General features: G+C 74.0%; 22 protein-coding genes. 6 read left to right on the forward strand and 16 right to left on the reverse strand.

Features of this window, described 5'->3' with window-relative positions; all coding sequences use genetic code 11:
• Positions 1–58 precede the first annotated feature (58 nt).
• The 7 genes from pheT to infC all read right to left on the reverse strand — a co-directional run bounded on the left by pheT (position 59) and on the right by infC (position 7627).
• Positions 59–2590, reverse strand: a complete 2532-nt coding sequence (gene pheT / locus SXIM_RS02185) for a phenylalanine--tRNA ligase subunit beta (protein WP_046722780.1) — start codon at positions 2588–2590, stop codon at positions 59–61.
• Positions 2590–3726, reverse strand: coding sequence for a phenylalanine--tRNA ligase subunit alpha (pheS, locus tag SXIM_RS02190; protein ID WP_046722782.1), 1137 nt, complete (start codon positions 3724–3726; stop codon positions 2590–2592). Before pheS ends, pheT begins: the two co-directional genes overlap by 1 nt.
• Before the next feature lie 192 nt (positions 3727–3918).
• On the reverse strand, positions 3919–4998 hold the full coding sequence (locus SXIM_RS02195; protein WP_046722784.1) for a sensor histidine kinase: 1080 nt from the start codon (positions 4996–4998) through the stop codon (positions 3919–3921).
• A gap of 123 nt (positions 4999–5121) precedes the next feature.
• Positions 5122–5970, reverse strand: a complete 849-nt coding sequence (locus SXIM_RS02200; RefSeq protein WP_030727346.1) for a TrmH family RNA methyltransferase — start codon at positions 5968–5970, stop codon at positions 5122–5124.
• A gap of 216 nt (positions 5971–6186) precedes the next feature.
• A complete protein-coding gene (gene rplT, locus SXIM_RS02205) occupies positions 6187–6570 on the reverse strand; it encodes a 50S ribosomal protein L20 (RefSeq protein WP_019435019.1) in 384 nt (127 codons plus the stop codon).
• 111 nt (positions 6571–6681) lie between these two features.
• Positions 6682–6876, reverse strand: coding sequence for a 50S ribosomal protein L35 (rpmI, locus tag SXIM_RS02210; protein ID WP_019435018.1), 195 nt, complete (start codon positions 6874–6876; stop codon positions 6682–6684).
• A 112-nt stretch (positions 6877–6988) separates the two neighbouring features.
• The gene (gene infC / locus SXIM_RS02215) at positions 6989–7627 is read right to left on the reverse strand and encodes a translation initiation factor IF-3 (RefSeq protein WP_078635206.1); all 639 of its coding nucleotides are present in this window, start codon (positions 7625–7627) and stop codon (positions 6989–6991) included.
• 285 nt (positions 7628–7912) lie between these two features.
• Between infC and SXIM_RS02220 the strand changes: the two genes are divergently transcribed.
• Positions 7913–8287: a DUF1844 domain-containing protein gene (locus SXIM_RS02220; protein ID WP_030727351.1), complete on the forward strand. Its 375-nt coding sequence runs from the start codon at positions 7913–7915 to the stop codon at positions 8285–8287.
• On the opposite strand, the gene SXIM_RS02225 is transcribed toward SXIM_RS02220, so the two are convergent.
• Both SXIM_RS02225 and SXIM_RS02230 read right to left on the reverse strand, forming a co-directional pair.
• Positions 8284–9105: an MIP/aquaporin family protein gene (locus SXIM_RS02225; protein WP_046722785.1), complete on the reverse strand. Its 822-nt coding sequence runs from the start codon at positions 9103–9105 to the stop codon at positions 8284–8286. The genes SXIM_RS02220 and SXIM_RS02225 overlap by 4 nt on opposite strands.
• A gap of 84 nt (positions 9106–9189) precedes the next feature.
• Entirely contained in the window at positions 9190–9930 is a 741-nt protein-coding gene (locus SXIM_RS02230) for an SseB family protein (RefSeq protein ID WP_046722786.1), read from the reverse strand.
• Between the two features lie 167 nt (positions 9931–10097).
• Between SXIM_RS02230 and SXIM_RS02235 the strand changes: the two genes are divergently transcribed.
• Positions 10098–11096, forward strand: coding sequence for a serine hydrolase (locus SXIM_RS02235; RefSeq protein ID WP_234306758.1), 999 nt, complete (start codon positions 10098–10100; stop codon positions 11094–11096).
• Here the strand turns inward: SXIM_RS02235 and mycP are convergent.
• The 6 genes from mycP to SXIM_RS02265 all read right to left on the reverse strand — a co-directional run bounded on the left by mycP (position 11065) and on the right by SXIM_RS02265 (position 19130).
• A complete protein-coding gene (gene mycP, locus SXIM_RS02240) occupies positions 11065–12243 on the reverse strand; it encodes a type VII secretion-associated serine protease mycosin (protein WP_046722788.1) in 1179 nt (392 codons plus the stop codon). The two genes, SXIM_RS02235 and mycP, sit on opposite strands and share 32 nt — an antisense overlap.
• Complete coding sequence (locus SXIM_RS02245) at positions 12240–13037, reverse strand: hypothetical protein (RefSeq protein WP_174864306.1); 798 nt, start codon at positions 13035–13037, stop codon at positions 12240–12242. The genes mycP and SXIM_RS02245 overlap by 4 nt, the downstream gene beginning before the upstream one ends.
• 1579 nt (positions 13038–14616) lie before the next feature.
• Positions 14617–15537 carry a DUF2510 domain-containing protein gene (locus SXIM_RS02250; protein ID WP_046722789.1) on the reverse strand — a complete coding sequence of 307 codons (921 nt, stop codon included), beginning with the start codon at positions 15535–15537 and terminating at the stop codon, positions 14617–14619.
• Between the two features lie 46 nt (positions 15538–15583).
• Positions 15584–16369: a 3-oxoacyl-ACP reductase gene (locus SXIM_RS02255; protein WP_030727369.1), complete on the reverse strand. Its 786-nt coding sequence runs from the start codon at positions 16367–16369 to the stop codon at positions 15584–15586.
• Positions 16370–16371: 2 nt separating this feature from the next.
• On the reverse strand, positions 16372–17742 hold the full coding sequence (locus SXIM_RS02260) for an aldehyde dehydrogenase family protein (RefSeq protein ID WP_030727371.1): 1371 nt from the start codon (positions 17740–17742) through the stop codon (positions 16372–16374).
• A gap of 20 nt (positions 17743–17762) precedes the next feature.
• Positions 17763–19130, reverse strand: coding sequence for a glutamine synthetase family protein (locus tag SXIM_RS02265; protein ID WP_030727373.1), 1368 nt, complete (start codon positions 19128–19130; stop codon positions 17763–17765).
• A 72-nt stretch (positions 19131–19202) separates the two neighbouring features.
• On the opposite strand from SXIM_RS02265, the gene SXIM_RS02270 reads away from it, so the two are divergent.
• The 4 genes from SXIM_RS02270 to SXIM_RS02285 all read left to right on the forward strand — a co-directional run bounded on the left by SXIM_RS02270 (position 19203) and on the right by SXIM_RS02285 (position 23314).
• Positions 19203–19958: a FadR/GntR family transcriptional regulator gene (locus tag SXIM_RS02270; RefSeq protein ID WP_030727381.1), complete on the forward strand. Its 756-nt coding sequence runs from the start codon at positions 19203–19205 to the stop codon at positions 19956–19958.
• Positions 19959–20116: 158 nt separating this feature from the next.
• Positions 20117–21598, forward strand: a complete 1482-nt coding sequence (eat, locus tag SXIM_RS02275) for an ethanolamine permease (RefSeq protein WP_046722790.1) — start codon at positions 20117–20119, stop codon at positions 21596–21598.
• Between the two features lie 26 nt (positions 21599–21624).
• Positions 21625–22320: a gamma-glutamyl-gamma-aminobutyrate hydrolase family protein gene (locus tag SXIM_RS02280; protein ID WP_046722793.1), complete on the forward strand. Its 696-nt coding sequence runs from the start codon at positions 21625–21627 to the stop codon at positions 22318–22320.
• Between the two features lie 61 nt (positions 22321–22381).
• Positions 22382–23314, forward strand: coding sequence for a 5'-3' exonuclease (locus tag SXIM_RS02285; protein ID WP_078635154.1), 933 nt, complete (start codon positions 22382–22384; stop codon positions 23312–23314).
• A gap of 171 nt (positions 23315–23485) precedes the next feature.
• Here SXIM_RS02285 and SXIM_RS02290 read toward each other — a convergent pair whose 3' ends face one another.
• Positions 23486–26296, reverse strand: a complete 2811-nt coding sequence (locus SXIM_RS02290) for a DEAD/DEAH box helicase (RefSeq protein ID WP_046722794.1) — start codon at positions 26294–26296, stop codon at positions 23486–23488.
• Between the last annotated feature and the right edge of the window lie 60 nt (positions 26297–26356).

Consider the following 26356-nt stretch of genomic DNA (forward strand, 5'->3'; position numbering starts at 1 on the left):
CGGCGGGCCCGGCCGTCACTCGGACGGCCGGGCCCGCGCGGGCCGGTGCGGCGGGGCGTCACGCCCCGCGCAGCACCGCCCCGGTACGCTCGACGGCGCTCGCGACCGCCGCCTCGCGGGCGGCCGTCGCCTCCTCCGCCGTCAGCGTGCGGTCCGGGGCACGGAACCGCAGCGTGTACGCCAGGGACTTGCGGCCCGCACCCAGCTGCTCACCGGTGAAGACGTCGAACAGCCGCAGTGACTCCAGCAGTTCTCCGGCGCCCGCGCGCAGCGCGGCCTCCACCTCACCGGCCGGCACCGAGGTGTCGACCACGAGGGCGACGTCCTGGGTGGCCACCGGGAACGTGGAGATGCGCGGCGCGCTCAGCGTCTCGGCACCCGCCCGCTGCAGCAGATCCAGATCGACCTCGGCCGCGCTGGTGCGCTCCGGCAGCCCCAGCGCCTTGATCACCCGGGGGTGCAGTTCGCCTGCGTGCCCGGCGAGCACCCGCTCACCGTCGACGCTCACGTACAGCGCCGCGCAGCGCCCGGGGTGCCAGGGCGCGTACTGCGCGCTCTCCACCTCCGGTTCGGCACCGGCCTCACGGGCCACCGTGCGGGCGGCCTCGATCGCGTCGGCCCAGCCCGCCGGACGTCCGCCGCCCCACCAGCCGGACCGCTCGCGGGCCCCGGCCAGCACCACGGCGGCGTGCCGGGGCTGCTCGGGCAGCGCCGCGTCCAGCTGTGCGATCTCCTCGTCCGAGGGACGGCGGGTCACCGGCAGCCGCACCGGCGTGGTCTCCGTGCCCGTGGGCAGGAACACCAGGCCCGTCTCGAACAGCGCCAGATCGTGGCTGCCGCGCCCGTCGTTGCGGCGCAGCGCCGTCAGCAGACCCGGCAGCAGCGTGGTGCGCAGCGCCGGCTCCTCGTCGGAGAGCGGGTTGACGAGGGTGACGGTGCGGCGCCGGGCGTCGTCCGCCGGGATACCGAGCCCGTCGAGCACCGGGGTGCCGATGAAGGGGTAGTTGAGCGCCTCCACGTACCCGGCGCCGGCCAGCGCCCGGCCCACCCGGCGGTGCAGCCGCTGCCGCGGGGTCAGGCCCCGCCCGGCCGGCGGGCGGGGCAGGGTGGCGGGGAGGTTCTCGTACCCCTCCAGGCGGATGACCTCTTCGGCGAGGTCGTTGGGGTCGGTGAGGTCGGGCCGCCAGCTGGGGACCGTGACGGTCAGCTCGTCGGAGCCGTAGACGTCGCAGCCGACCTGCTGGAGCCGCCGTACCACGGTCTCGCGCCCGTAGGCCACGCCCGCCACCTTGTCGGCGTGGTCGGCGGCGACCTTGATGGTGCGCGGGGTGAGCGGCACCGAGACCTGGGTGACGCCGGGATCGGCGGTGCCGCCGGCCAGCAGGACCAGCAGATCGACGGCGCGCTGCGCGGCGGCGGCCGCGGCCTGCGGGTCCACGCCGCGTTCGAAGCGCCGGGACGCCTCGGAGGACAGCTTGTGCCGCCGCGAGGTACGGGCCACGGTGACCGGGTCGAAGTGCGCGGCCTCGACCACGATCTCCGAGGTTCCGGTGTCCCCGAGCAGCGGGTCGGTGCCGGCTTCCGGCGCGTCCGCGATCTCGGTGTGGGCACCGCCCATCACCCCGGCCAGGCCGATCGGGCCCTGCTCGTCGGTGATGACCAGGTCCTCGGCGTCCAGGGTACGCTCGGCGCCGTCCAGGGTGGCCAGCTTCTCGCCGGCCGCGGCCCGCCGTACGCCGATCGCGCCGTGCAGCCGGGAGCGGTCGTACGCGTGCAGCGGCTGGCCGATCTCGAGCATCACGTAGTTGGTGATGTCCACGGCGAGCGAGATCGGGCGCATGCCGGCCTTCTGGAGCCGGCGCTGCATCCAGATCGGGCTCACCGCGTGCGGCTGGACGCCGGACACGGTGCGGGCCACGAAGTGGTCGCAGGCGCCGAGGTCGCCGACCGTCACGGGGTAGCCGTCGCCGTTGGGCGCGGGCACATCCAGCAGCGCCGGGTCGCGCAGCGGCAGCCCGTACGCGGTGGCGGTCTCGCGGGCGATGCCGCGCAGCGACAGGCAGTAGCCGCGGTCGGTGGTGACGGCGATGTCCAGCACCTCGTCGACCAGCTCCAGCAGCTCGATCGCGTCGGTGCCCGGCTCGTGGCCCGGCGGCAGCACGATGATGCCGGAGTGGTCCTCGCCCATGCCGAGTTCGGCGGCGGAGCAGATCATGCCCTCGGAGAGCCGGCCGTACGTCTTGCGCGAGGAGATCTTGAAGCCGCCGGGCAGGACGGCGCCCGGCAGGACGACCACGACCTTGTCGCCGACGGCGAAGTTCCGCGCGCCGCACACGATGTTCTGCGGCTCGCCGGTGCCGTTCGCGTCGCCGACATCCACCTGGCAGTAGCGGATGGGCTTCTTGAACTCGGTCAGCTCCTCGATGGCCAGCACCTGGCCCACGACCAGCGGCCCGGTGAGGTCGGCGCCGAGCCGTTCGACGGTCTCGACCTCCAGACCCGCCGAGATCAGCTTCGTCGCGAGGTCACGCCCGGTGACCTCGGCCGGCAGGTCGACGTATTCCCGCAACCAGGAAAGCGGGGCCCGCATCAGATCTCCATCCCGAACGCCCGGGTGAACCGCACGTCACCCTCGATCATGTCGCGCATGTCCTCGACGTTGTGCCGGAACATCAGCAGCCGCTCGATGCCGAAGCCGAACGCGAAACCGCTGTACTTCTCCGGGTCGATGCCGGCGGCCACCAGCACCCGGGGGTTGACCACGCCGCAGCCGCCCAGTTCGATCCAGCCCTCGCTGGAGCAGGTGCGGCACGGCCGGTCCGGGTTGCCCACGGACTCGCCGCGGCACACGTAGCAGACCATGTCCATCTCGGCGGACGGCTCGGTGAAGGGGAAGTAGTTGGGCCGCAGCCGGGTGTGCATCCCCTCCCCGAACAGCGAGGACACCATGTGGTCCAGGGTGCCCTTGAGGTCCGCCATGGTCAGGCCCTCGTCGATGGCCAGCAGCTCGACCTGGGTGAAGACGGGGGTGTGGGTGGCGTCCAGCTCGTCGGTGCGGTAGACCCGCCCGGGGCAGATCACATAGATGGGCGGCTCGCGGTCCAGCATCGAGCGGATCTGCACCGGGGAGGTGTGGGTGCGCAGCACGACGCCGGAGTCCGCTCCGGCGTTCTTTCCGGTCCCGGCAGGGTCCGCCACGAAGAAGGTGTCGTGGGTGGTGCGCGCCGGGTGGTCGGGGGCGATGTTGAGGGCGTCGAAGTTGAGCCACTCCGCCTCGACCTCGGGCCCCTCGGCCACCTCGTAGCCCATGGCCGTGAAGATGTCCTCGATGCGCTCGGAGAGCGTGGTCAGCGGGTGACGCGCGCCGGCCGGTACCCGGTCGTGGGGCAGGGTGACGTCCACCGCCTCCTCCACCAGGACCCGCTCGTCGCGCTCGGCCTCCAGTTCCTCCTGCCGGGTCTTGAGCGCCTTGTTCACGGCGCCCCTGGCCTGGCCGACCCGCTTGCCGGCCTCGGCCTTGGCCTGCGGGGGCAGGGCACCGATCTCGCGGTTGGCCAGCGCCAGCGGCGAGCGGTCCCCGGCGTGGGCGGTCCTGACCTCGCGCAGCGCGTCGAGGTCGCCCGCGGCGGCGATCGCCCCGAGCGCGGCTTCGCGCGCCCGGTCGATCTCTTCCGGTTTCAGTGCCTCGACCTCGACAGGGTCGTAGGACTTATTGGGTGCCGACATCTCTTCCCATGTTTTCCGTATGGCTGTGCGCTTCACTGCGCTGCGCGCCGGGCCCGGGCCGGCGCGGACCGGATCGGTCCGCCGGTACCTGCTGCGATGCCCCACGGCGTAGTGCGTGCCAGGGGTCGAGTCTAAGGGTGTGCGTGCGGCGAGCGAGAAACGCCTGGACGTGTGAGGGGCCCGCGGGGGCCGTCAGACCATGAAGGCCGGGGTGCCCGCGGGCAGGGTAAATCGGAACCGGGCGCCGCCCCGGTCGCCGCGGCCCACCGTGACGGTGCCGCCGTGGGCCTCCACGATGCCCTTGACGATGTACAGGCCAAGGCCGGTGCCGCTGCGGTCGCTGCCCCGCCAGAAGCGCGTGAAGACCCGGTGCATCGCCTCTTCGGGGATGCCGGGCCCTTCGTCGCTCACGGTCACAGCCGTGCCTTCCTGGTGGTGGTCACTCGGCGGTACGCGGTGCAGTTCAATGGTGATGGTTCCGGCGCCGTGGCGCACCGCGTTTTCCAGCAGGTTGCCCAGCACCTGGTCGATCTTGTCGGGGTCGGCCCACAGCCCGGGCAGATCGTCGGCGGCCCGCACCGTGAAGCGCTCGGCCGGGTGGCCGCCGTTGACCAGGGTCTCCACGTGGCGGCGGGCGGCCTCGGCGAGCTGGACGGGCAGGCGGCGGATCTCCAGGCGGCCCGAGTCGATGCGGGAGACGTCGAGCAGTTCGGTGATCAGCCGGGTGACCCGGTCGGCGTCGCTGTCGACGGTCTGCAGCATCAGTCGTTTCTGGTCGTCGGTGAACCGCTCCCACTTGTCGAGCATGGTGGCGGTGAAGCCCTTGACCGAGGTCAGCGGTGAGCGCAGTTCGTGGGCGACGGTGGCGATCAGCTCGGCGTCCGAGCGCTCGTCGCGGTGCCGGGCCCCGGCGTCCCGCAGACTCAGCACCAGGCGGTGCAGCGGCCCGCCGGGAGCGGTACGCAGATAGCGCGTGGTCACCAGCACCTCACGGCCGCCGGGCAGCAGCAGATGGTGCTCGGGCTCCCCTGAGCGGGTGGCGGGCCCGTCGTACGGGTCGGCCAGCCGCCACCAGCGGCGGCCGTCGGTGTGCTCCAGGGGCAGCGCGTCCTGGATGGGCAGGCCCAGCATCCGGGTGGGTACGGCGCCGGTCAGCCGTCCGGCCTCGGCGTTGAAGCAGCTGATGAGACCACGCCGGTCGGCGACCACCAGGCCATCGGGAAGATCGTCGGGCCGCACGTCCTCTTCCCCGGCCCCGGCTGCGCTGTCCATCCCCGAATCGCCCCTCTCCCACCTGCGCGTCACCTTACTAGGACCGGCGTCAATAATCGCCTCCCGCGACGGACGCCGGCCAAGGCGCCGAGGGTGTGTGCCGCGCCGTCGCCGGGGGCCCGGTCAGCCGGCGACGCAGCCGCCGGGCGCGCGCTGCGCCCGCGCCGAGGCATACAGGCAGACGGCGGCTGCGGTGGCGAGGTTGAGGCTCTCGGCCCGGCCGTGGATGGGCACCCGGACGGCGGCGTGCGCCAGCGCCCTGGTCTCCGGCGGCAGCCCCCACGCCTCGTTGCCGAAGATCCAGGCGGTGGGGACGCCCATCCTCCCGGCGTCCAGTTCGGCGTCCAGGTCGTGCTCGCCCGCGCCGTCGGCGGCCAGCACCCGTACCCCGGCCTCGTCGAGCGCGCCCACCGCCTCTTCCACCGACACCCCGACCACCACCGGCAGGTGGAAGAGGGAGCCGACCGAGGCGCGGACCGCCTTGGGGTTGTACACGTCCACCGAGGCGTCGGTGAGGACGACGGCGTCCGCCCCGGCGGCGTCGGCGCAGCGCAGCACGGTGCCGGCGTTGCCGGGGTCGCGGACGTTGGCGAGCACGGCGACCAGGCGGGGGCCGGCGGCCAGCACGGTGTGCAGCGGCCGGTCCAGGAAGCGGCACACCCCGACCAGGCCCTGGGGGGTGACGGTGTCGGAGATCGCGGCGACCACGTCCTCCTCGGCCTGGTGCACGCGTACGCCGGCGGAGCGGGCGGCGTGCACCACCTCCGCGTGCCGCTCGGCGGCCTCGGCCGTGGTGAACAGCTCGATCAGGGTGTTCTCGCCGTCCGCGCGGTGGGCGATGGCCTCGCGTACCGCCTGCGGGCCCTCGGCCAGGAAGCGGCGCTCCTTGCCCCGGAAGCTGCGGCGGGCCAGCCGGCGGGCGGCGGTGACGCGGGGGGATCGCGGGGAGATCGGCTCGGCGGCGGGTGCCATGGGCGGCGGCTCACTTCTGGTGGTGCGGATGCGGACGGGGCCGGCTGCCCGGGCCGAGGCGCGGGACGGCGCGGGACGCGGGAGGACGCGGTGCGCGGGGCGGCGCGGGCGGCCGGAAAACACCGGACCCGCAGGCGGTGCCGCCTGCGGGTCCATCAACTGTCGCCCTCATCGGGGACGGCCGGCCTTCGTACGCTGCGGTACGTCAGGGGTGCTTCAGGCGGCCTTGGGGGCGTTCACGTCGCTGGGGAGCGCCTTCTGGGCGGTCTCCACCAGGACGGCGAACGCGTTGGGGTCGTTCACCGCGAGGTCCGCGAGGATCTTGCGGTCCACCTCGATCTCAGCGGCCTTCAGGCCCTGGATGAAGCGGTTGTAGGTGATGCCGTTGGCGCGGGCGGCGGCGTTGATCCGCTGGATCCACAGCTGCCGGAAGTCGCCCTTGCGCTTCTTGCGGTCGTTGTAGTTGTAGACGAGGGAGTGGGTGACCTGCTCCTTCGCCTTGCGGTACAGGCGGGAACGCTGGCCGCGGTAGCCGCTGGCCTGCTCGAGGATCGCCCGGCGCTTCTTGTGGGCGTTGACTGCCCGCTTGACGCGTGCCACGTATGAACTCCTTGTCGGGGGGCCGCGGTGCTGTTCTCACGCGACCCGGAAACGGATGGGTCCCGGTCGTCGAGCCGTGTCGCCGCCGCCACGGGGGCGGACGGCGCCGGCTCACTTGCCGAGAAGCTTCTTGATCCTCTTGGCGTCGGCCGGAGCGGTCTCCGTCGTGCCGGCGAGGCGACGGGTCAGCGTCGAGGGCTTGTGCTCCAGGTAGTGACGGCGACCGGCGCGCTGGCGCATCACCTTGCCGGAGCCAGTGAGCTTGAATCGCTTGCTGACACCGCTGTGCGTCTTGTTCTTCGGCATGTCGCCGCTCTTTCCTCGTCGGTGACGCTCCCGGGAGCCCGGTGGGGCCCGGCCGGGGCGTCAGTTGCTTCCGTTCCTCGCACCGCGCCAGCAGCGCGCGGTGGCGGGGAACCTAGGACGCGGTGCGTCCCTGCTGTTCCAGGCGCTCGGCCTTGCGGGCGGCCTGTGCCTCCCGGGCCTCGGCCATGGCCTCGGTCTTCTTCTTGTGCGGGCCCAGGACCATGATCATGTTCCGGCCGTCCTGCTTGGGGCTGGACTCCACGAAGCCCAGGTCCTGAACGTCCTCCGCGAGCCGCGTCAGCAGCCGGTAGCCCAGTTCCGGGCGGGACTGCTCACGACCGCGGAACATGATCGTGATCTTGACCTTGTCCCCCTGCTTGAGGAACCGGACGACATGACCCTTCTTGGTGTCATAGTCGTGCGGGTCGATCTTCGGCCGGAGCTTCATCTCCTTGATCACCGTGTGCGCCTGGTTCTTGCGCGCCTCACGGGCCTTCATGGCCGACTCGTACTTGAACTTCCCGTAGTCCATGAGCTTGCAGACCGGGGGTCGGGCGTTCGCCGCGACCTCGACCAGGTCCAGGTCGTACTCCTGGGCAAGCTCCAGTGCCTTGGCAAGCGGCACGATGCCGACCTGCTCACCACTGGGACCGACGAGTCGCACCTCGGGGACGCGAATCCGGTCGTTGATGCGGGGCTCGGCGCTGATGGGGCCTCCTCGGGTTGCGCCGCACGGTTGTCTGGCGGACAGCCGTGCACGGATATGCGGGTGACCACCGCCCCACGGGGACGCAAAAACGCCCCGGACGGCACACAGGCGGGGCTCCTTGACAGACCGGAGCACCGCCGCGATCACCGCGGGGCGCAGCCTGACCGGTGACCTGCCGATCCGGGGATCGATCAGGTGGGAGTTCGGAGCCTCCACTTGCGGGCCGGGCACACAGGTGTCCGGCCGGTCACTGTCCATCGTACACAACCCGGGACCGGGGGCATCCCGGGGGCGGCCGGCCGGCCGGCGCCGCCTACGCTGGTGGGCATGAGCGACGCCGTCCAGACCCCCGCCTCCGCCGACCCCTCCCCCGAGCTTGAGGGTGCCACCCGCGACATCGCCGATGTCCCGGCGGTCGAGGTGATCACCACCGTGGCCGTCCACCTGATGAGTTCCGCGGCCGTCAACCTGGGCCTGGCCGAGGGCGGCGAGGACCACAAGGACCTGGACGAGGCGCGCAAGCTGATCACCGCGCTGGCCGGCCTGGTGACCGCCGGTGCCACCGAGATCGGTTCCTACCACGCGGGGCCGCTGCGGGACGGGCTGAAGTCGCTCCAGCTGGCCTTCCGCGAGGCCTCCAGTGTGCCGGACGAGCCGGGCCAGGGCCCCGGCGAGAAGTACACCGGGCCCGTCTTCGGCTAGGAGTCGCCGGACTCCCGGTCGCGGTCGCCCTCTCCCTTCGCCCGCGCGGTGCGCGAGCCGGAGAGGGCGGCGAGCCCCGGGAACAGCCGCTCGCCGTGCGGGTGGATGAGATAGCGCACCAGGACGGCCAGCAGCGCGCCCACGATCGGCGCCACGAAGAACAGCCACATCTGCGCCCAGGGCTGGCCGCCCGCGAAGATCGCGGGGGCGAAGCTGCGCGCCGGGTTGACCGAGGTGCCGGTCAGCGGGATGCCGACCAGGTGCACGGCCGCCAGCGTCAGCCCCACCGGGACGGCGGCCAGCGGTGACAGGGCGATCCGGTGGGTCACCGAGAGGTAGACGAAGACCACCAGGAACGTCAGGATCACCTCGGCCACCAGCGCGCCGAAGGTGGACACTCCGACCGCCGAGCGGTAGCCGTAGCCGTTGGTGCCGAACGCCTGGCTGGTACGCAGCCCCGGCACCTGCCGCGCCACCAGGAACAGCAGCGCCGCGCCCGCGATCGCCCCGATGAACTGGGCGAGCCAGTAGACGGCGGTCCTTCTGAGGGTCATCCGGCCCGACAGGAACATCGCGAGCGAGACGACCGGGTTCAGATGGCTGCCGGACACCGGCCCGATGATGAACGCCAGCAGCACCAGCGTGAAGCCGAAGGCCAGCGCGATGCCGAAGGAGCCGATGAACTCGCCGGCCAGCACCGCCGAACCCACGCCGAAGAAGACCAGGATCAGGGTCCCTATCAGCTCCGCCGAGAACAGCTGTGCCTCGTCCTCCGTCCCGGCCTGCTCGGATTCGGTCTCCACGGTCTCCGCGGACATGGCGCCTCCAGTGCCTGGGTGAATCTTTGTGCGAGTCTGAACGAGGGGCCGGGCGCGTCGCACATCGATTGCGCCGTCCGGGTGTCAGCGGCGCAGCAAAGGTTCCCCGGGCAGCGCGGTACCGGCCGGCAGGACCGCCAGCTGGAGCCCGCGCACCAGGTGGGCACGGAGCATCTGATCGGCGGCGAGCGCGCGGGCGACACGTCCCACCACCTGGGCCGGGTCGGCCGCCTCGTCGAGCAGCAGGGCCAGGGTGCCGTCGCTGTCGGCGGTGGCGTTCGCGGCAGGGACCAACTGCGCGGACCGTACGGCCGGTTCCGCGGTGAGCACGGCGCGCACCGCCTCGCGTACGGCGGGGGTACGGGCCACCTCGCCGCCGCCCGCCGCCAGCGCGCGCAGCGCGGGTCCGGCCAGTTCGTACACCACCGGGCCGCCCAGATCGAGCACCAGCGTTCCGGCCCCCTCCTGGACCGCGGCGCTCAGCGCCTGCGGCACGGTGACCGCCACCGGGCGGGCGTCGGGGCGCCATCGGGTGAGGGCCTGGGTGGAGGTGAAGACGGGAAGGGCGCGGCGGCCGTCGGGCACGGTGAGGGTGAGCACGGCCATGTCGCTGCTCTTCTCCCGGCGCAGCCCGTCCGGGCCCGTCTCGGCCTCGCCGAGGACGGCCACCACCGGTACCAGCAGCCGGGCGTCGGCCAGGACCTCCAGCAGCCGGGGCTCGGTGGTCCGGTCACGCGCCCAGTCGGCCAGGGCCCGGCCCAGCTCGGGGTCCTGAGCACCGTCGTCGCCGGCGAACGCCGGCTGCGGAATGTTCTTGAGCGCCACCCGCCGAGGGTATCGGGGGCGGGCACAGGGCCGGATGGGCGGGGGCTGTACGGGGGGTGTCCCGGCGGGCGGTGCGCGCCGATTCCGGGGCTTTTGTCATCGCCTGTTACCGCGATTTCTCCAGGAGACGGGTGACTCGGGCAGGTGTGCGGGTTAACGTGCCCAGCATGGACGAACCGATATCCCCGAGCCGGCCCCTGCCGGGCCGCGCCCGGCGGTGGGCGGTTCCAGCGGTCGCGGCGACCGCCGTACTGGCGATGGGGGTGGCCGGTGACGTGCCGCGCGGAGGGGGACCCGAGGTGAGCGCACAGCCCGCGGCGGTGGAACCGGCGCCCGGCAGTGACCACGGTGGCGGGCTCGGAACGGGGGACGGTGGCGCGGCCGACATCCAGGCACTCGGCCGGCTGCCGGCGACCCCCGCCGACGCGGCCCTGGCCCGTTCGCTGGAGCCGCTCCTCGCCCAGCAGCCGCAGCTGCGGATATCGGTGTGCGTCCTCGGCCTGCACAGCGGCGCGAGCGCGGCGTACGGGACCGGGACGTTCGACACCGCCAGCATCGTGAAGGTCGATGTGCTGGCAGCCCTGCTGCTCCAGACCCAGGACGCGGGGCGCTCCCTCACCGAGCGGGAGCGGACGCTGGCGGCGGCGATGATCCAGCAGAGCGACAACGACGCCACGGATGTGCTGTGGCGGGTGATCGGCCGCCAGGCGGGCCTTGACGCGGCCAACGCGCGGCTCGGACTCACCGCGACCACCGGTGGGGCCGACAACCACTGGGGGCTGACCCAGACCACCGGCGCGGATCAGCTGACGCTGCTGCGGCAGGTCTTCAGTCCGGGCCCGGACCCCGTGCTGAACGCGGCCTCCCGCGGCTATCTGCGGGAGCTGATGGGCTCGGTGGTGCCCGACCAGCAGTGGGGCATATCGGCGGCGGACACCACCGGGGCGGGGGCCACCGAGCTGAAGAACGGCTGGCTGCCGCGCAGCTCGACGGGGCTGTGGGACGTCAACAGCATCGGCCGGGTGACGGTGGGCGGGCAGTCCTATCTGATCGCGGTGGTCTCCGACGGCCACGCCGACTACGAGAGCGGGATCGCGGCCGTGGAGAGCGCGGCCCGGGACGCGGTGACCGCGCTCAGCGCCGGCCCCGGCGGCCAGGGCGCCTGAGCTCCCGGAACTGCCACCAGGACACCCCCAGCAGGGCGAGCCCGAGCACCCCGGAGACGGGCGCCAGCCAGCTCGTGCCGCCGCTCCCGCTCTCCTCGGGACGCGGCCCCGGCCCGAAGTAGGCGTCGGCGTACGCCTCGGCGGCCGGGGAAGGGCTGTCCGGCGGCAGTTCTGCGGCGGCCGCGATGGCGGCGGCGGGATCGACGACGCCGGCCCCCAGTGCGTCGCTGCGGCCCCCGTCGGGCGGGTCCTGGGCGGTGCCGGTGAGCAGCGTACGGACCTGGGAGGGGGTCAGGTCGGGCCGTGCCGCCAGCAGCAGGGCGGCGGAGCCGGAGACGAAGGCGGCGGCGGCCGAGGTGCCCCAGCCCGCGTAGTACAAGCCGTCGGGGTCGGCGACGATGACGTCCTTGCCGGGGGCGCTGAGGGTGGCGTACCAGCGGCGGGTGGAGAACTCGGCGCGGCTGCCCGTGCGGTCCACCGCGGCCACGGCGATCACGCCGGGATAGCCGGCCGGGTAGGAGACCGGGTCGCCCTTCTCGCCGCCGTTGCCCGCCGAGGCGACGACGACGGCGCCCATGCTGAGCGCGTAGCGCACCGCCGCGTCCTCCTCCGGGTCGGGGTGCGCGGATTCGCTGTCGTCGCCGAGCGAGAGATTGATGACGTCGGCGCCCTGGTCGGCGGCCCACCTGATGCCCTCGGCCAGCGCGCCGCGCCGGGCGTCCCGGGCGGCGTCGCGCTCCGGGTCGTCGTCCTCCAGCAGCACCCGCACCGGCAGGATCTCGGCCTCGGGCGCGACGCCGATGACGCCGCTGTCCCGCCCGGGGCCGTGACCGCGGCCGGCGATGATCCCGGCCATGGCGGTGCCGTGGGAGGCCCAGGTCTCTTCCCCCGGCTCGGCGCCCATGCCGATGAGGTCCCTGCCCTCGCGCACGGCGCCGGCGAGATCGGGGTGGCCGGCGTCCACGCCGGTGTCCAGGACCGCGACGGTGATGCCGGCCCCGCGGGTGGTCTCCCAGGCGCCCGACACGTTGATGGCGTCCAGAGCCCACCGCTGCTGATCCCGTATCGAGTCGGCGAGGGCCCCGGGCGTGCCGGCGGCGAGCAGCGCGCAGAGCAGCAGGACGACGGTGAGGGGGCGGCGGGTCATCCGTGGTCCTCGGTGAGTCGGGCGGCTGCCTGGCGGATGCTCCGCTCGACCTGGTCGGCGAGGCCCATGGCCTCGTGCCCGAGGCCGGCCAGCGCGACGGCGGTGTCCTGGCCCTCCGCGACGGCCTCGGTGGCGGGCTGCGGGCTGTCCACCACCCGGGCGTCGGCGAAACCGCTGACGGTGTACACGATGACGGGCGCGTCGGTCAGGACGCGCACGGTCCAGGTGGCGCGCTGTTCCGCGCCGAAGCCCTCGGCGGCGGTGCCGGGGGCGGCGAGGGTGAGGGGCAGCGGGGCGCCCTCCCCGGTGCCGAAGGAGGCGCGCAGGGCTTCCATGGCCGGTGCGTCGGCCTTGGTGAACACCATGCCGACGGTGGTCACACTGCTCACGGTGTCGTCCACGTAGCTGGCCCGCACGGCCCGCTCGCAGCCGGCCGTGGGCAGCAGGACCTCGGCGAGGGCGGGGCCGACGGCGGTGAGGCAGTCCTCGTCGGGCGCGACCGCGACCCGCAGCCAGCGGCGCTCGGCCCCGCCGGGGCCGGCGCCCTCGCTGGTCAGCTCCGGCGGGAACAACTCGTCGACGGGGAGATCCCGCCACAGCGAGCGGCTGTCGTCGAAGGCCGCCCGGGCTGCGGAGGCGGCGCTGTCCCCGGTGAGCCAGGCTCCGGCGGCGGCGCCGCCGAGCAGTCCGGCGCCCAGCACGAGCGCGATGACCACGGCGGCCACCCGCAAGGGGTGCGGCCGGGAGGCGACCACGCGCAGCAGCAGGGTCGGGTGCGGGTCGTCCTCGGGCACGCCCGGCTCCCCGGCGGGCCGGGGCGGCGCCGTGGGCGCGCCGGGGCCGGGGGCGGGCGAGAAACCGGCGGAGGTTCCGGGCCCCGCGCCGGTCCGGTCCCCGGGCGGGGCGGGTCGGGGCCCGGCCGGAACGCCGCCGGTTCCCCGGTCATGTGCCGGGCCGGGGGGCGGCACGGAGCCGGCGGGCCTACGTACGGAGGTTCCGCCACCGGAGGACGCCGGGCCGGGGACGGGCGGAACGGGGGGCCGCCGGGACGGTGCGAAGCCGCCCGTGACGGAGGGCGGTCGGCCGGTCGTGGCGGAGCCGCCCGGGGCGGACGCACCGGGCGCCGGTGCGACGGAGGGGCGGCCGCCGGGAGCGGACGCGCCCGAAGGGGAGGAACCCCCGGACCCACCCGGCGCACCCGACGGCGACCGACCGGGCGACGGGACCGCGGAGCGACCCGCCGACACCGAACCTCCCGTCCCGGGGGGCGGTGTGGAGCCGACGGGCGGGCGTGCCGACATCCCGCCACTGTCGGACCCCGGGCCGGGGACGGGCGGAACCGTGGGGCGCGACCCCGGAGCCGGGCCGGCCGGACGGGGAGGGTTGAGGCGCGTACCGGACGGCGCGTGATCGGGCAGGTGGGGAACGGACGCCCGGCGGGGCGGCGCCGAGCCGCCCACCGCGTCTGTCGGACCGGCGGGCGCACCCGTCGCTCCGCCCGTCCCGACCGCGGCGCGCGGCGCTCCGGCGGATGGGGCACGCACCGCGGACGGCTCCGGCCTGCCCGTCGCCGCCGGGCCGACGGACGATCCGATGCCCGGACCGCCCCGCGCCGGGCCGACGGACGGAGCCGGGCCGACGGACGGGGCCGAGCCGGGGGACGGCTGACGCTCCGGCGCTGCGGCGAACCTCGGCCCACCCGGCGCCGGTGTCCCGGCGTCCGGCCGCCCGGACGCCCTGCCAGTGGCCGGGCCCGCCGGCGTGCCGGTGCCGCCCGGTACGACGTCCGGCGGCCCCGGCGTGCTCAGCGCCCCCGCGGCCGGCGCCGCCGCCGGCTTCGCCGGTGCGGTGCTGCGCGGCAGGAGCCCCGGCGGGGACGCTCCGGAGTCCGGACGCCGCCCGGCGACGGAGGCCGGCCCCCCGGGCGGTCCGGCGGCCGTTCCTTCGTGCGGGCCGGCGGCCGGACGCCCCGGCGCGGGCCGGAGGTTCTGGGGCGGTGTGGGCGGGCCCGGCCGTTCCGGGGGTACGGGGCGGGCTGCCGCCGTCGGCTGCCGCGTCGTACCGGCTCCGGTGGCCGGGACGGGTATCCGGTGTCCGGTCGGGTTCTGCCCGCCCCGACCTCCGCCGTCGGCGCCCGCGCCGTCGTCCTCACCACTGTCGCCGGCGGACGTCGCCACGGGCGGGTGGGGTGGGCGCGGGGGTGTCAGGGGCATGGCGGGCCGTGGTTGTCCCGGCTGGGTGTCCATCCGTTCCCGCCCCTCCCGCCAGGCCTGTCCCGTCGCTGCTCACGACGGTGTTGGTCACTCTACGTGCACCGGTTCATCCAGTGGTACCGGGCGCCGGATGAGGGAGCGTACCAACTGCCCTGCCCCGTCAGGCCGGTGATCCGTCCCCGGCCGGACGCTGGACGCCCGCGGCGATCCGGTCCATGTCGTCAGCCGGCGGGGCGTCCGCTCCCACGTCGAAACCCAGGCGCAGCACCAGCAGTTCACCCGACCCGTCCGGTGCCGGGAAGACCACGGTCTCGGCGTAGGCCGAGATGCCCGCGCCGGTGGTCAGCAACTCCCGGATCCGGTAGCCGCTCTCGCCCGCGACGGTCGTCCGGGCGGCGAGCACGCGCTCGTGGCCGGTGACCCCCGCGTAGGTGGCGTCGCCGAAGGACTCCTCGATGTGGGCCGTGATGTCCGCCTCCGCCACCAGCCTCGGGTCCGTACCGGCGGCGGGGTCGGCCGTACCGAGGAAGGCGCCGGCCGTCACGCAGGAGCGGGCGGGGTCGGCGGGGCAGGGGTAGTCGCCCGTGGTGACCAGCAGGCCGCCGCCGCCGGGTTTCTCCTCCCAGCCGGGCAGCACCGGCAGCGCCAGCCCGCCGGGGCCCGGGCCGCTCAGGGGCAGGGGCAGGGGCGTCGCGGAGTCGTCGGGTTCGCCCCGGTCATCCGCCTCGCCCTCCGGGTCCGTACCGGTGGCGGGCGCGGTCGGGTCGGGGCCGGCACTCCCGCCTTCCCCCCGGTCGCCGAGCACCAGCACCCCGCCGGTCACCAGGGCGGCCAGCATCAGCGCGCTGCCCACCGCCATGAACACCACGGGCCGCCGCCCCGGTTCGCGTTTCCCCGCCGGTGCGCGCCGCGGCTCCGGGCGCCGTCCGGCGTCCGCCGGATCGGGGGCGGTGGGCCCCGGCTCCGCCGGGGCACGGGTGCGGCCGGTCCAGGCGGCGCCGTCCCACCAGCGCTCGGGCGCCGGTCCGTTGCCGGCGTGCCCCGGGTCGGGGTACCAGCCGGGAGAAGAGTTCGCACTCACGCCCGAAACCTCTCACAGCATGCCGTCTCCCACCACCGCCGCCGTCCTACAGCGGGGTGACGTACGCACCCGCGATGCCGCCGTCCACCAGGAATTCGGCGGCGTTGACGAACGACGCGTCGTCGCTGGCGAGAAACGCCACGGCCGCCGCGATCTCCTCGGCCTCCGCGAACCGGCCCACCGGGATGTGCACCAGCCGCCGCGCCGCCCGCTCCGGGTCCTTGGCGAACAGTTCCTTCAGCAGCGGGGTGTTGACCGGCCCCGGGCACAGCGCGTTGACCCGGATGCCCTCCCGGGCGAACTGGACGCCCAGTTCCCTGGACATGGCCAGCACGCCGCCCTTGGAGGCGGTGTAGCTGATCTGCGAGGTCGCGGCGCCCATCACCGCCACGAACGAGGCGGTGTTGATGATGGAGCCCCTGCCCTGCCGCCGCATGTACGGGAGCGCGGCCTTGCAGCACAGGTACACGGAGGTGAGGTTGACCTCCTGCACCCGGCGCCACGCGTCGAGCTCGGTGGTGAGGATCGAGTCGTCGTCGGGCGGTGAGATCCCGGCGTTGTTGAAGGCGATGTCCACGGAGCCGTATGTCTCGTCGGCCGTCCGGAAGAGCGCCTCGACCTGGTCGGGGTCCGTCACATCGGTGGCCACGTACAGTCCGCCGGTCTCCCGCGCGGCGGCCTCGCCCCGGGCGGCGTCCACGTCGGCGCACACCACGTGGGCGCCCTCGGAGGCGAGCCGGCGCGCGGTGGCCAGGCCGATGCCGGAGCCCGCTCCGGTGACGACGGCGGTGCGGCCGACCAGGCGGCGGCACACGGCGGTCTCGTCGGACATGGTCAGTTCTCCTCGGTGCTGATGAAGACGTTCTTGGTCTCGGTGAAGGCCACCAGCGCGTCGGGGCCCAGCTCGCGTCCCAGACCCGACTGCTTGTAGCCGCCGAAGGGGGTGCTGTACCGGACGCTGCTGTGGGAGTTGACGGACAGGTTGCCGGCTGCGACGGCACGGGCCATCCGGATGGCGCGCCCCGCGTCGCGGGTCCACAGCGATCCCGAGAGCCCGTACGGCGTGGCGTTGGCCAGCCGTACTGCCTCCGCCTCGTCCTCGAAGGGGGTGATGACGGCGACCGGGCCGAAGACCTCCTCGGTGGCGGTGCGTTCGTCCGCGGTGCGGGATTCCAGGACGGTGGCGGGATACCAGTAGCCCTTGCCGCCGGGGACGGTGCCGCGGATGGCGGCGGGGGCGGACTCGGGGACGTAGGACCGTACGCGTTCGCGCTGGGCGGCCGAGATCAGCGGGCCCATCGCGGTGTCGGGGTCGGCCGGGTCGCCGACGGTGAAGGCGCGCACCGCGGGCTCCAGCAGCTCCAGGAACCGGTCGTACACCTGGCGCTGCACCAGGATGCGGCTGCGGGCGCAGCAGTCCTGCCCCGTGTTGTCGAGGAAGGAGCCGGGGGCGGCGGCCGCGGCGCGTTCCAGGTCGGCGTCGGCGAAGACGATGTTGGGGCTCTTGCCGCCGAGTTCGAGGGTGACGGGCTTCACCTGGGCCGCGCAGCGGGCCATGATCTGTTGGCCGACCGCGGTCGACCCGGTGAAGACGATCTTGGCGACGCCGGGGTGGTCCACCAGGGCACCGCCGGTGGTGGGGCCGTCCCCGGGCAGGACCTGGAAGAGGTCTTCGGGCAGCCCTGCCTCGGTGGCGAGGCCGGCCAGCCGCAGGGCGGTGAGCGGGGTGGTCTCGGCCGGCTTGAGCAGGACGGCGTTGCCTGCGGCGAGGGCGGGCGCGGCGCCCCAGCCGGCGACGGGCAGCGGGAAGTTCCACGGGGCGATGACCCCGACGACGCCGAGCGGTTCGTGGAAGGTGAGGTCGATGCCGCCGGCCACCGGGATCTGCCGGCCGGCCAGCCGTTCCACTCCCCCGGCGGCGTACTCCAGGACGTCGCGGACGTTGCCCGCCTCCCAGCGGGCGTTGTTGACGGGGTGGCCGGCCTCGCGGACCTCGATGTCGGCCAGTTCCGCGACGGCGCCGTCCACGGCGTCGGCGAAGCGGCGCAGCAGCCGGGCCCGGTCGGCGGGGGCGAGCGCGGCCCAGCGCTCCTGGGCCCGCGCGGCGCGGGCGACGGCGGCGTCCACCGCGCGCGGCCCGGTGGCGGGGACCGTGGCGATGGTTTCCTCGGTCGCCGGGTTGATCACCTCGTGCTCGTCCTGCACGTGCGGTGTGCTCCCTTCCCTCACAGGCGTTCGAAGGAGCGGAACCGCTCCCAGTCGGTGACGGCCGTGTCGTAGGCGTTCTGTTCGACGCGGGCCATGTGCAGGTAGTGCTCGACGACGTCGTCGCCGAAGGCGTGACGGGCGAGCGCGCTGTTCTCCCACAGGTCGGCGGCCTCGCGCAGGGTGGCGGGGACGGTCTCGGCGCCGGCGGTGTAGGCGTTGCCGGTGCAGGCGTCGGGGAGTTCCAGCTCGTGCTCCACCCCGTACAGGCCGGCGGCGATCATGCCGGCGACGGCCAGGTAGGGGTTGACGTCGCCGCCGGGCAGCCGGTTCTCCAGCCGGTGGGAGGGGCCGTGACCGATGACGCGCAGCGCGCAGGTGCGGTTGTCGGGGCCCCAGGCGACGGCGGTGGGGGCGAAGGAGCCGGGCCGGAACCGTTTGTAGGAGTTGATGTTCGGCGCGTACAGCAGGGTGAGTTCGCGCAGGGCGGCGAGCTGTCCGGCCAGGAAGTGCCGCATGGTGGCGGACATGCCGTACGGGCCGTCCGGGTCGGCGAGGACCGGCCGCCCCTCGCCGTCGCGCAGCGAGAAGTGGATGTGGCAGGAGTTGCCCTCGCGTTCGTCGTACTTGGCCATGAAGGTGAGCGCGCTGCCCTGCTGGGCGGCGATCTCCTTGGCGCCGGTCTTGTAGACGGTGTGCTGATCGCAGGTGGTGAGGGCGTCGTCGTAGCGGAAGGCGATCTCGTGCTGGCCGAGGTTGCACTCGCCCTTGGCGGATTCGACGGTGAGGCCGGCGGCGCCCATCTCGTTGCGGATGCGGCGCAGCAGGGGTTCGACGCGGCCGGTGCCGAGGACGGAGTAGTCGACGTTGTACTGGTTGGCGGGGGTGAGGCCGCGGTAGCCGGCCTCCCAGGCCTGCTCGTAGGTGTTGTTGAAGACCATGAACTCCAGCTCGGTACCGGCGTATCCGTGCCAGTCCCGCTCGGCGAGCCGGTCCAGCTGGCGGCGCAGTATCTGCCGGGGCGAGGCGGTGACGGGGCTGCCGTCGTGCCAGGCGAGGTCGGCGATCATCAGGGCGCTGCCGGGGTGCCAGGGCAGCCGGCGCAAGGTGGCGTGATCGCCGTGCAGGGCGAAGTCGCCGTAGCCGCGTTCCCAGGAGGACATGGCGTAGCCGTCGACGGTGTTCATGTCGGTGTCCACGGCCAGCAGGTAGTTGCAGCCCTCGGTACCGTGGTGGAGCACTTCGTCGAGGAAGAACCGGGCGGCGAACCGCTTGCCCTGGAGTCTGCCCTGCATGTCGGTGAAGGCGAGGACCACGGTGTCGAGCTCTCCGAGGTCGACCAGGCCCCGCAGTTCCTCGAGCGTCAGCGGGGGTGTGGGTGCTGCCACGGGACGGCCTCCTGTCGCTACAGCCGGAGGCCATAAGGTAGCCGTGCAGACCATTGATTGGGAAGTAGGTCGATGGACGACTTCAGCAGCGCGGCCGGGTTCGCGGCGCCGGACGGCCTGCCGCCGGGCGCGCTGCGCCCCGTACGGGCCGGCAACGGCTTCGAGGAGGCGCTCGAACAGATACTGCGGGTGCTGCGGCTGGGCCTGGTGCCGCGCGGCGGCCGGCTGCCGGCCGAACGCGAGCTGGCCGAGCGGCTCGGCGTCAGCCGGGTCACGCTGCGCGAGGTGCTGAAGGTCCTTCAGGACGAGGGCCTGGTGGTGAGCCGGCGCGGCCGGTACGGCGGGACCTTCGTACGGGAGCGGTCCGAGCCCGCCAGGGACGCCGCCCGCGGCGAACTGCGCCGCCGGCTGGCCGGGGTGGACGTGGAGGACGTGCTGCGGCTGCGCGAGGTCCTGGAATCGGGAGCCGCCGGGCTGTGCGCGGCCGATCCGCCCGACGCGGCCCGCACCGAGCGGCTGCGCGCCGCGCTGACCGCCACCCAGGAGGCGCCGCTCGCCGACTACCGGCGCGCCGACACCGCGCTCCACCTGGCGCTGGCCGAACTCAGCGGCTCACCGACGCTCGCCGTCCAGTACGCAGCGGTCCGGGCCGAACTCAACGCGCTGCTGGACTGCATCCCGCTGCTGGTGCGCAACCTGGCGCACTCCCAGGAGCAGCACGCCGCGCTGGTGGCGGCGGTGCTGGCGGGTGAGGCGGACGCGGCCCGGGAGATCGCCCGCGAGCACTGCGCGGGCACCGCCGCGCTGCTGCGCGGCTTTCTCACCTGACCCGCGGACCGCCACCGACCTCTGGCCGTCACCGCTGCCACCGCTGCCACCGGCGTCGCGCTTGTTTACCGCTGTTTTACGCACGGGGCTTGCGCCGCTCGCCTTCCGGGGGCAAAGGTATGCCGCCAAACCATTGTGCGCGAGGCAGGAGCGGCCCCATGTCGGACGAAGCCCAGGCACCCCCCACCGCACCGCCGGCCGCGGCGCCCGGCTCCGGGACGGGCGAGGCGTATCTGCGCAAGCGCGCCCTGCGCGGCGGCAGCGCGGGGCCACTGCTGCTGACCGGCCTCGGCGTGGCGTACGTCGTCTCCGGCGACTACGCGGGCTGGAACTTCGGCCTCGCCGAGGGCGGCTTCGGCGGCCTGGCCATCGCCGCGCTGCTGATGGGCCTGATGTACGGCTGTCTGGTCTTCGCCACCGCCGAACTGGCCGCCATCCTGCCGACCGCGGGCGGCGGTTACGGGTTCGCCCGCCGGGCGCTGGGCCCCTGGGGCGGCTTTCTCACCGGTACCGCGATCCTCATCGAGTTCGTGCTGGCCCCGGCCGCCATCTCCATCTTCATCGGCGACTACGTCGAATCCCTGAACCTCTTCGGTCTCACCTCGTCCTGGCCCGTCTACCTGGGCTGCTTCGTCGTGTTCATCGGCATCCACCTGTGGGGCGTGGGCGAGGCACTGCGGTTCTCCCTGGTCGTCACCGCCGTCGCGGTCGCCGCCCTGCTGATCTTCGTCCTGGGCGCGCTCAGCGACTTCCAGGTGGGCTCCCTCAACGACATCCCCGTCGACCCCGATGCCTTCGGCGCGAACTCCTGGCTGCCGTTCGGGCTCCTCGGGATCTGGGCGGCCTTCCCGTTCGGCATGTGGTTCTTCCTGGGGGTGGAGGGGGTGCCGCTGGCCGCCGAGGAGGCCCGCGACCCGGCGCGTACGCTGCCGCGCGCCATGGCCTGGGCGATCGGCATCCTCGCGGTGCTCGCCCTGCTCACCTTCCTGGCCGCCGCCGGGGCCGGCGGCTCGGCCGCCCTGACGGACGCCGGCAACCCGCTGGTGACGGCCGCCCAGGACAACGGCGAGCCGACCGCCCTGAGCCGGTTCATCAATTACGCGGGGCTCGCCGGCCTGGTGGCGTCCTTCTTCTCCCTGGTGTACGCGGGCTCCCGGCAGCTCTTCGCCCTCTCCCGGGCCGGCTACCTGCCCCGCTTCCTGTCCCTGACCAGCCGCCGCAAGGCCCCGTACCTGGGACTGCTGATCCCCGGCGCGACCGGCTTCGCACTGGCCGCCGCCACCGGCAACGGCGACACGATGCTGAACGTCGCGGTCTTCGGCGCTGCCCTGTCGTACGCGCTGATGAGCCTGTCGCACATCGTGCTGCGCCGCCGGGAGCCGGAACTCCCCCGCCCCTACCGCACCCCGGGCGGGACGCTCACCTCCGGCACCGCGTTCGTCCTGGCACTGGCCGCCCTGGTGGCCACCTTCCTGGTGGACCGGGACGCGGCGCTGATCGCGCTGGGCGTGTACGGAGTGGCGATCGGTTACTTCGCCTTCTACTCTCGGCACCGGCTGGTCGCGGCGGCCCCGGAGGAGGAGTTCGCGGCCCTCGCGGCGGCCGAGGCGGAACTGCACCGCGACCCCGACCGCGACTGATCCCCTTCCACGGCACGGAGCACCCCTTGAGCACACCCCCGCTGATCGGCATCAGCAGCTATCTGGAGGCCGACACCCGCTACCGGGAGTGGCGGCAGCCCGCGGCACTGGCCCCGGCCGGCTACCACCAGCAGGTGCAGCGTTCCGGCGGGCTGGCCGTCCTGCTTCCCCCCGACCCCGCGCCAGGGGCGGCAGCGGCGGCGGTGGCCCGGCTGGACGGCCTGGTGATCTCCGGCGGCCCCGATGTGGCGCCGGAGCGGTACGGAACGGCGCGCGATCCGCGCACCGGTCCGCCGGCCGCCGAACGGGACGCGTGGGAGCTGGCCCTGATCGGGGCGGCCGGGGCCCGCCGGGTGCCGCTGCTCGGCATCTGCCGGGGCATGCAGTTGCTGAACGTCGCCAGGGGCGGCACGCTGCTCCAGCACCTGGACGAGCACGGCGGCCCGGTGCCCGGCTCGTTCGGCGAACACAAGGTCACCCCGGTCCCCGGCACCCTGCTGGCCGGCATCCTCCCCGGGCCGGTCGCCGTGCCCACGTACCACCACCAGGCGGTCCAGCGGCTCGGCGCCGGGCTGATCGCGGGCGCCCACGCCGCCGACGGCACCGTGGAGGCGGTCGAGGACCCCGCCGCGCCCGCCCTCACCCTGGCCGTGCAGTGGCACCCGGAGGCCGCCGACGACACCCGGCTGATGACCGCGCTGGTCCGCGCGGCCACCGGCTGACCCCCTGCCCGACCGGCGGGTGGCGGTCCGCCCTGTCAGTGCCATCGGGGATGATCCGAGCATGACCCGCTCTCTCATGCTGCTGGACACCGCCTCGCTCTACTTCCGCGCCTACTACGGGGTGCCCGACTCCGTCCGGGCCCCCGACGGGACACCGGTCAACGCGGTACGCGGGCTGCTGGACTTCATCGGCCGGCTGGTCCGCGACCACAAGCCGCACTCCCTGGTGGCCTGCATGGACGCCGACTGGCGGCCGCACTGGCGGGTGGAGCTGATCCCCAGCTACAAGGCGCACCGGGTCGCCGAGAGCACCCCGGGCGGCGACCCGGACGTGGAGGAGGTGCCGGACACCCTCACCCCCCAGGTTCCCGTCATCGAGCAGGTGCTGGACGCCATCGGCATCACCCGGCTCGGCGCCCCGGGCTTCGAGGCGGACGACGTCATCGGCACCCTCGCCACCCGGGCCACCGTCCCGGTGGACATCGTCACCGGCGACCGCGACCTGTTCCAGCTCATCGACGACCGGCTCCCGGTGCGGGTGCTCTACCCGGTCAAGGGCATGGGCGACCTCGCCACCTTCGACGAAACCGCGCTGCGCGAGAAGTACGGCGTGGACGGCCCCGGTTACGCCGAGATGGCGGTGCTGCGCGGTGACCCGAGCGACGGGCTGCCCGGGGTGCCCGGCATCGGCGAGAAGACCGCCGCGACCCTTCTGGAGCGCTTCGGTGACCTCACCGGCATCCTCGCCGCGCTGGACAACCCGATGGCCAAGCTCACCCGCTCTCAGCGCGCCAAGCTGGAGGGGGCGCTGCCCTACCTGGCCGTCGCCCCCACGGTGGTACGGGTCGCCACCGACATCCGGCTGCCGGCCCACGACGCGACGCTGCCCCGCACCCCCCGCGACCCCGGCACGCTCGACGCTCTCGCCGAACGCTGGGGCCTGGGCAGCGCCCTGGACCGGCTCCTCACCACCCTGGCGAACCGGCCGGAGTAGCCGGCCGGCTCCGGGCCGCCCTTTCCGCGTCCACGGGGCCGGGGCCCGGTTCACGCCACCTCGCCGCCCGTGCCGGGAGCCGGGGGAGGACGCCGACCCGAGGTACTGCGCCGCCCCGGCCAAGGCCAGGCAGGACAGGGCCCGGTCCGGGGAAGGTCCGGGAGAGCGGGCCTACCCGACCGAGCTGTACGCGACGACCCCGCGCAGTATCTTGTCCACCGCCTGGTGGGCGGTCCTGGTGACCGTGCCACCGGGCGGCGCGGCCTGCGCGATCTGGCCCAGCACATCGATGATCTGCTTGCACCAGCGCACGAAGTCACCGGCCGTCATGTCGGCGTCGCTCAGCACCTCGTCCAGCGAGTGCCCCTGCGCCCAGCGGTAGGCCGGCCAGGCGAAGCCCAGATCCGGCTCCCGCTGGCCGACCCCGGTGGCCTGGTTGATGCGGTGCTGCTCCTCCAGGGCATCCAGCCGCCCCCAGATCCGCACCATCTCGCCCAGCGCGGCCCTGGCGCGCCCGCCCGGCAGCTCCGGCGCGGGCGCGTCGTCGGCCGAGCGGGTCTCGAAGACCAGCGCGGAGACGCAGGCCACCAGTTCGGCCGGGTCCAGGCCCTCCCAGACCCCGTCCCGCAGGCACTCGCTCGCCAGCAGGTCCAGCTCGCCGTACAGCCGCGCCAGCCGCCGCCCGTCGTCGGTGACCTGGTCCCCGTCCAGGTACTCCAGCTCCGACAGCAGCGCGTACACCTGGTCGAAGGTCCTGGCGATGGTGTTGGTGCGGCCCTCGATGCGCCGCTCCAGCTGGCGGTTGTCCCGCTTGAGCCGGTGATAGCGCTCCGCCCACCGGGCGTGGTCCTCACGCTCGTCACATCCGTGACACGGATGCGCCCGGATCGCCTGCCGCAGCTGCGCCAGCTGTGCGTCGTCGGCCGCCGCCGCCCGCTGCTTGCGGCTGCGTCCCGGCTCGTGGTGCCCCGCCTTGGTGCGCAGCGCCGATGCCAGATCGCGCCGTGACTGCGGGCTGCGGGCGTTGAAGGACTTCGGGATCCGCATCCGGTCCAGCGGCTCCACCGGCACCGGGAAGTCGATCGAGGCCAGCCGCTTGACCTGCCGCTGCACGGTCAGCACCAGGGGCCGCGGCCCCTCGTACCCGTCCATCCCCCGATGCCGGGACGGGCCACGCCCGCTGCCGGGCACCCCGGGGTCGAGCACCAGCGCCAGACCGGCGAACTTGCCGGTCGGCACGTGGATGATGTCCCCCGGCCGCAGCTTGTCCAGGGCCGCGGCGGCGGCCGCCCGCCGCTGCGTCACGCCCTCGCGCGCCAGCTCCGTCTCCCGGTCCTTCAGCTCCCTGCGCAGCCGCGAGTACTCCTCGAAGTCCCCCAGGTGGCAGGTCATCGCCTCCTTGTACCCGGCCAGACCCGTCTCGTTCTTGTGCACCTGCCGCGAGATGCCGACCACCGAACGGTCCGCCTGGAACTGGGCGAACGAGGTCTCCAGCAGTTCCCGCGAACGGTGCCGGCCGAACTGGCCCACCAGGTTGACGGCCATGTTGTAGGACGGCTTGAAGGAGGAGCGCAGCGGATACGTCCGCGCCCCGGCCAGCCCGGCCAGCGCGGTCGGGTCCATGCCGCGCTGCCACAGCACCACCGCGTGGCCCTCGACATCGATCCCGCGCCGCCCGGCCCGGCCGGTCAGCTGGGTGTACTCGCCGGGCGTGATGTCGGCGTGCTGCTCCCCGTTCCACTTGACGAGCTTCTCCAGCACCACCGACCTGGCCGGCATGTTGATGCCCAGCGCCAGCGTCTCGGTGGCGAAGACGGCCTTCACCAGGCCGCGGACGAACAGTTCCTCGACGATCTCCTTGAAGGCCGGCAGCATCCCGGCGTGGTGGGCGGCGATGCCGCGCTCCAGGCCCTCCAGCCACTCGAAGTAGCCCAGGACCCGCAGATCCTCGTCCGGGATGGCGGCGGTGCGCCGTTCCACGATCTCCCGCACCCGCAGCCGCGCCGCCGCGTCGTTCAGCCGCAGCCCGGCGTACAGGCACTGCTGCACGGCGGCCTCGCAGCCGGCCCGGCTGAAGATGAAGGTGATGGCCGGCAGCAGACCCTCGGCGTCGAGCCGGTCGATGACCTCGGCGCGGCTCGGTGTCCACACCCGGTTGCGGGCCCGGCGCTCTCGCTCGCGGTCGGCGGCACGCCGCCGGTCCCGGCCGGCGCCGCGCTCCCGGTTCCAGCTCCTGGCGCCCTCGGTGCGCGCCATCCGCAGCAGATCGGGGTTGACCTCCCGCTTGGCGCCGGACTCCTCGAACAGGTCGTACATCCGCCGCCCGGCCAGCACGTGCTGCCACAGCGGGACGGGGCGGTGCTCGGCGACGATCACCCGGGTGTCGCCGCGCACCGTGTCCAGCCAGTCGCCGAACTCCTCCGCGTTGGAGACGGTCGCCGACAGGGAGACCAGGGTCACCGACTCCGGGAGGTGGATGATGACCTCCTCCCACACCGCGCCGCGGAAGCGGTCGGAGAGGTAGTGCACCTCGTCCATCACCACGTAGCCGAGGCCGTCCAGCGCCTGGGATCCGGCGTACAGCATGTTCCGCAGCACCTCGGTGGTCATCACGACCACGGGCGCGTCGGCGTTCACACTGTTGTCACCCGTCAGCAGGCCGACCCGGTCCGCTCCGTACCGCTTCGCCAGATCGGTGAATTTCTGGTTCGAGAGGGCTTTGATGGGCGTGGTGTAAAAGCATTTACGGCCCTGGGTGAGGGCCAGATGAACGGCGAATTCTCCGACGATCGTCTTCCCCGAACCGGTCGGCGCGGCGACCAGGACGCCGCTGCCGCCCTCCAGGGCCCGGCATGCCTCGATCTGGAAGTCGTCGAGATCGAAGTCGTACATCTGACGGAAGGGGGCGAACGCGGTGGCCTGCTCGACGGCGCGCCTGCGGGCGGCGGAGTAGCGCTGCGCGGGGGACATGTCCTCGGTCATTGTGCTGTCGAGCCTACCGGCCACCGCCGACAGTGGGGTGATCTTTATCGTGCCGCTGCC

Origin of the sequence: Streptomyces xiamenensis (genome assembly GCF_000993785.3) — a bacterium.
GTDB lineage: Bacteria > Actinomycetota > Actinomycetes > Streptomycetales > Streptomycetaceae > Streptomyces > Streptomyces xiamenensis.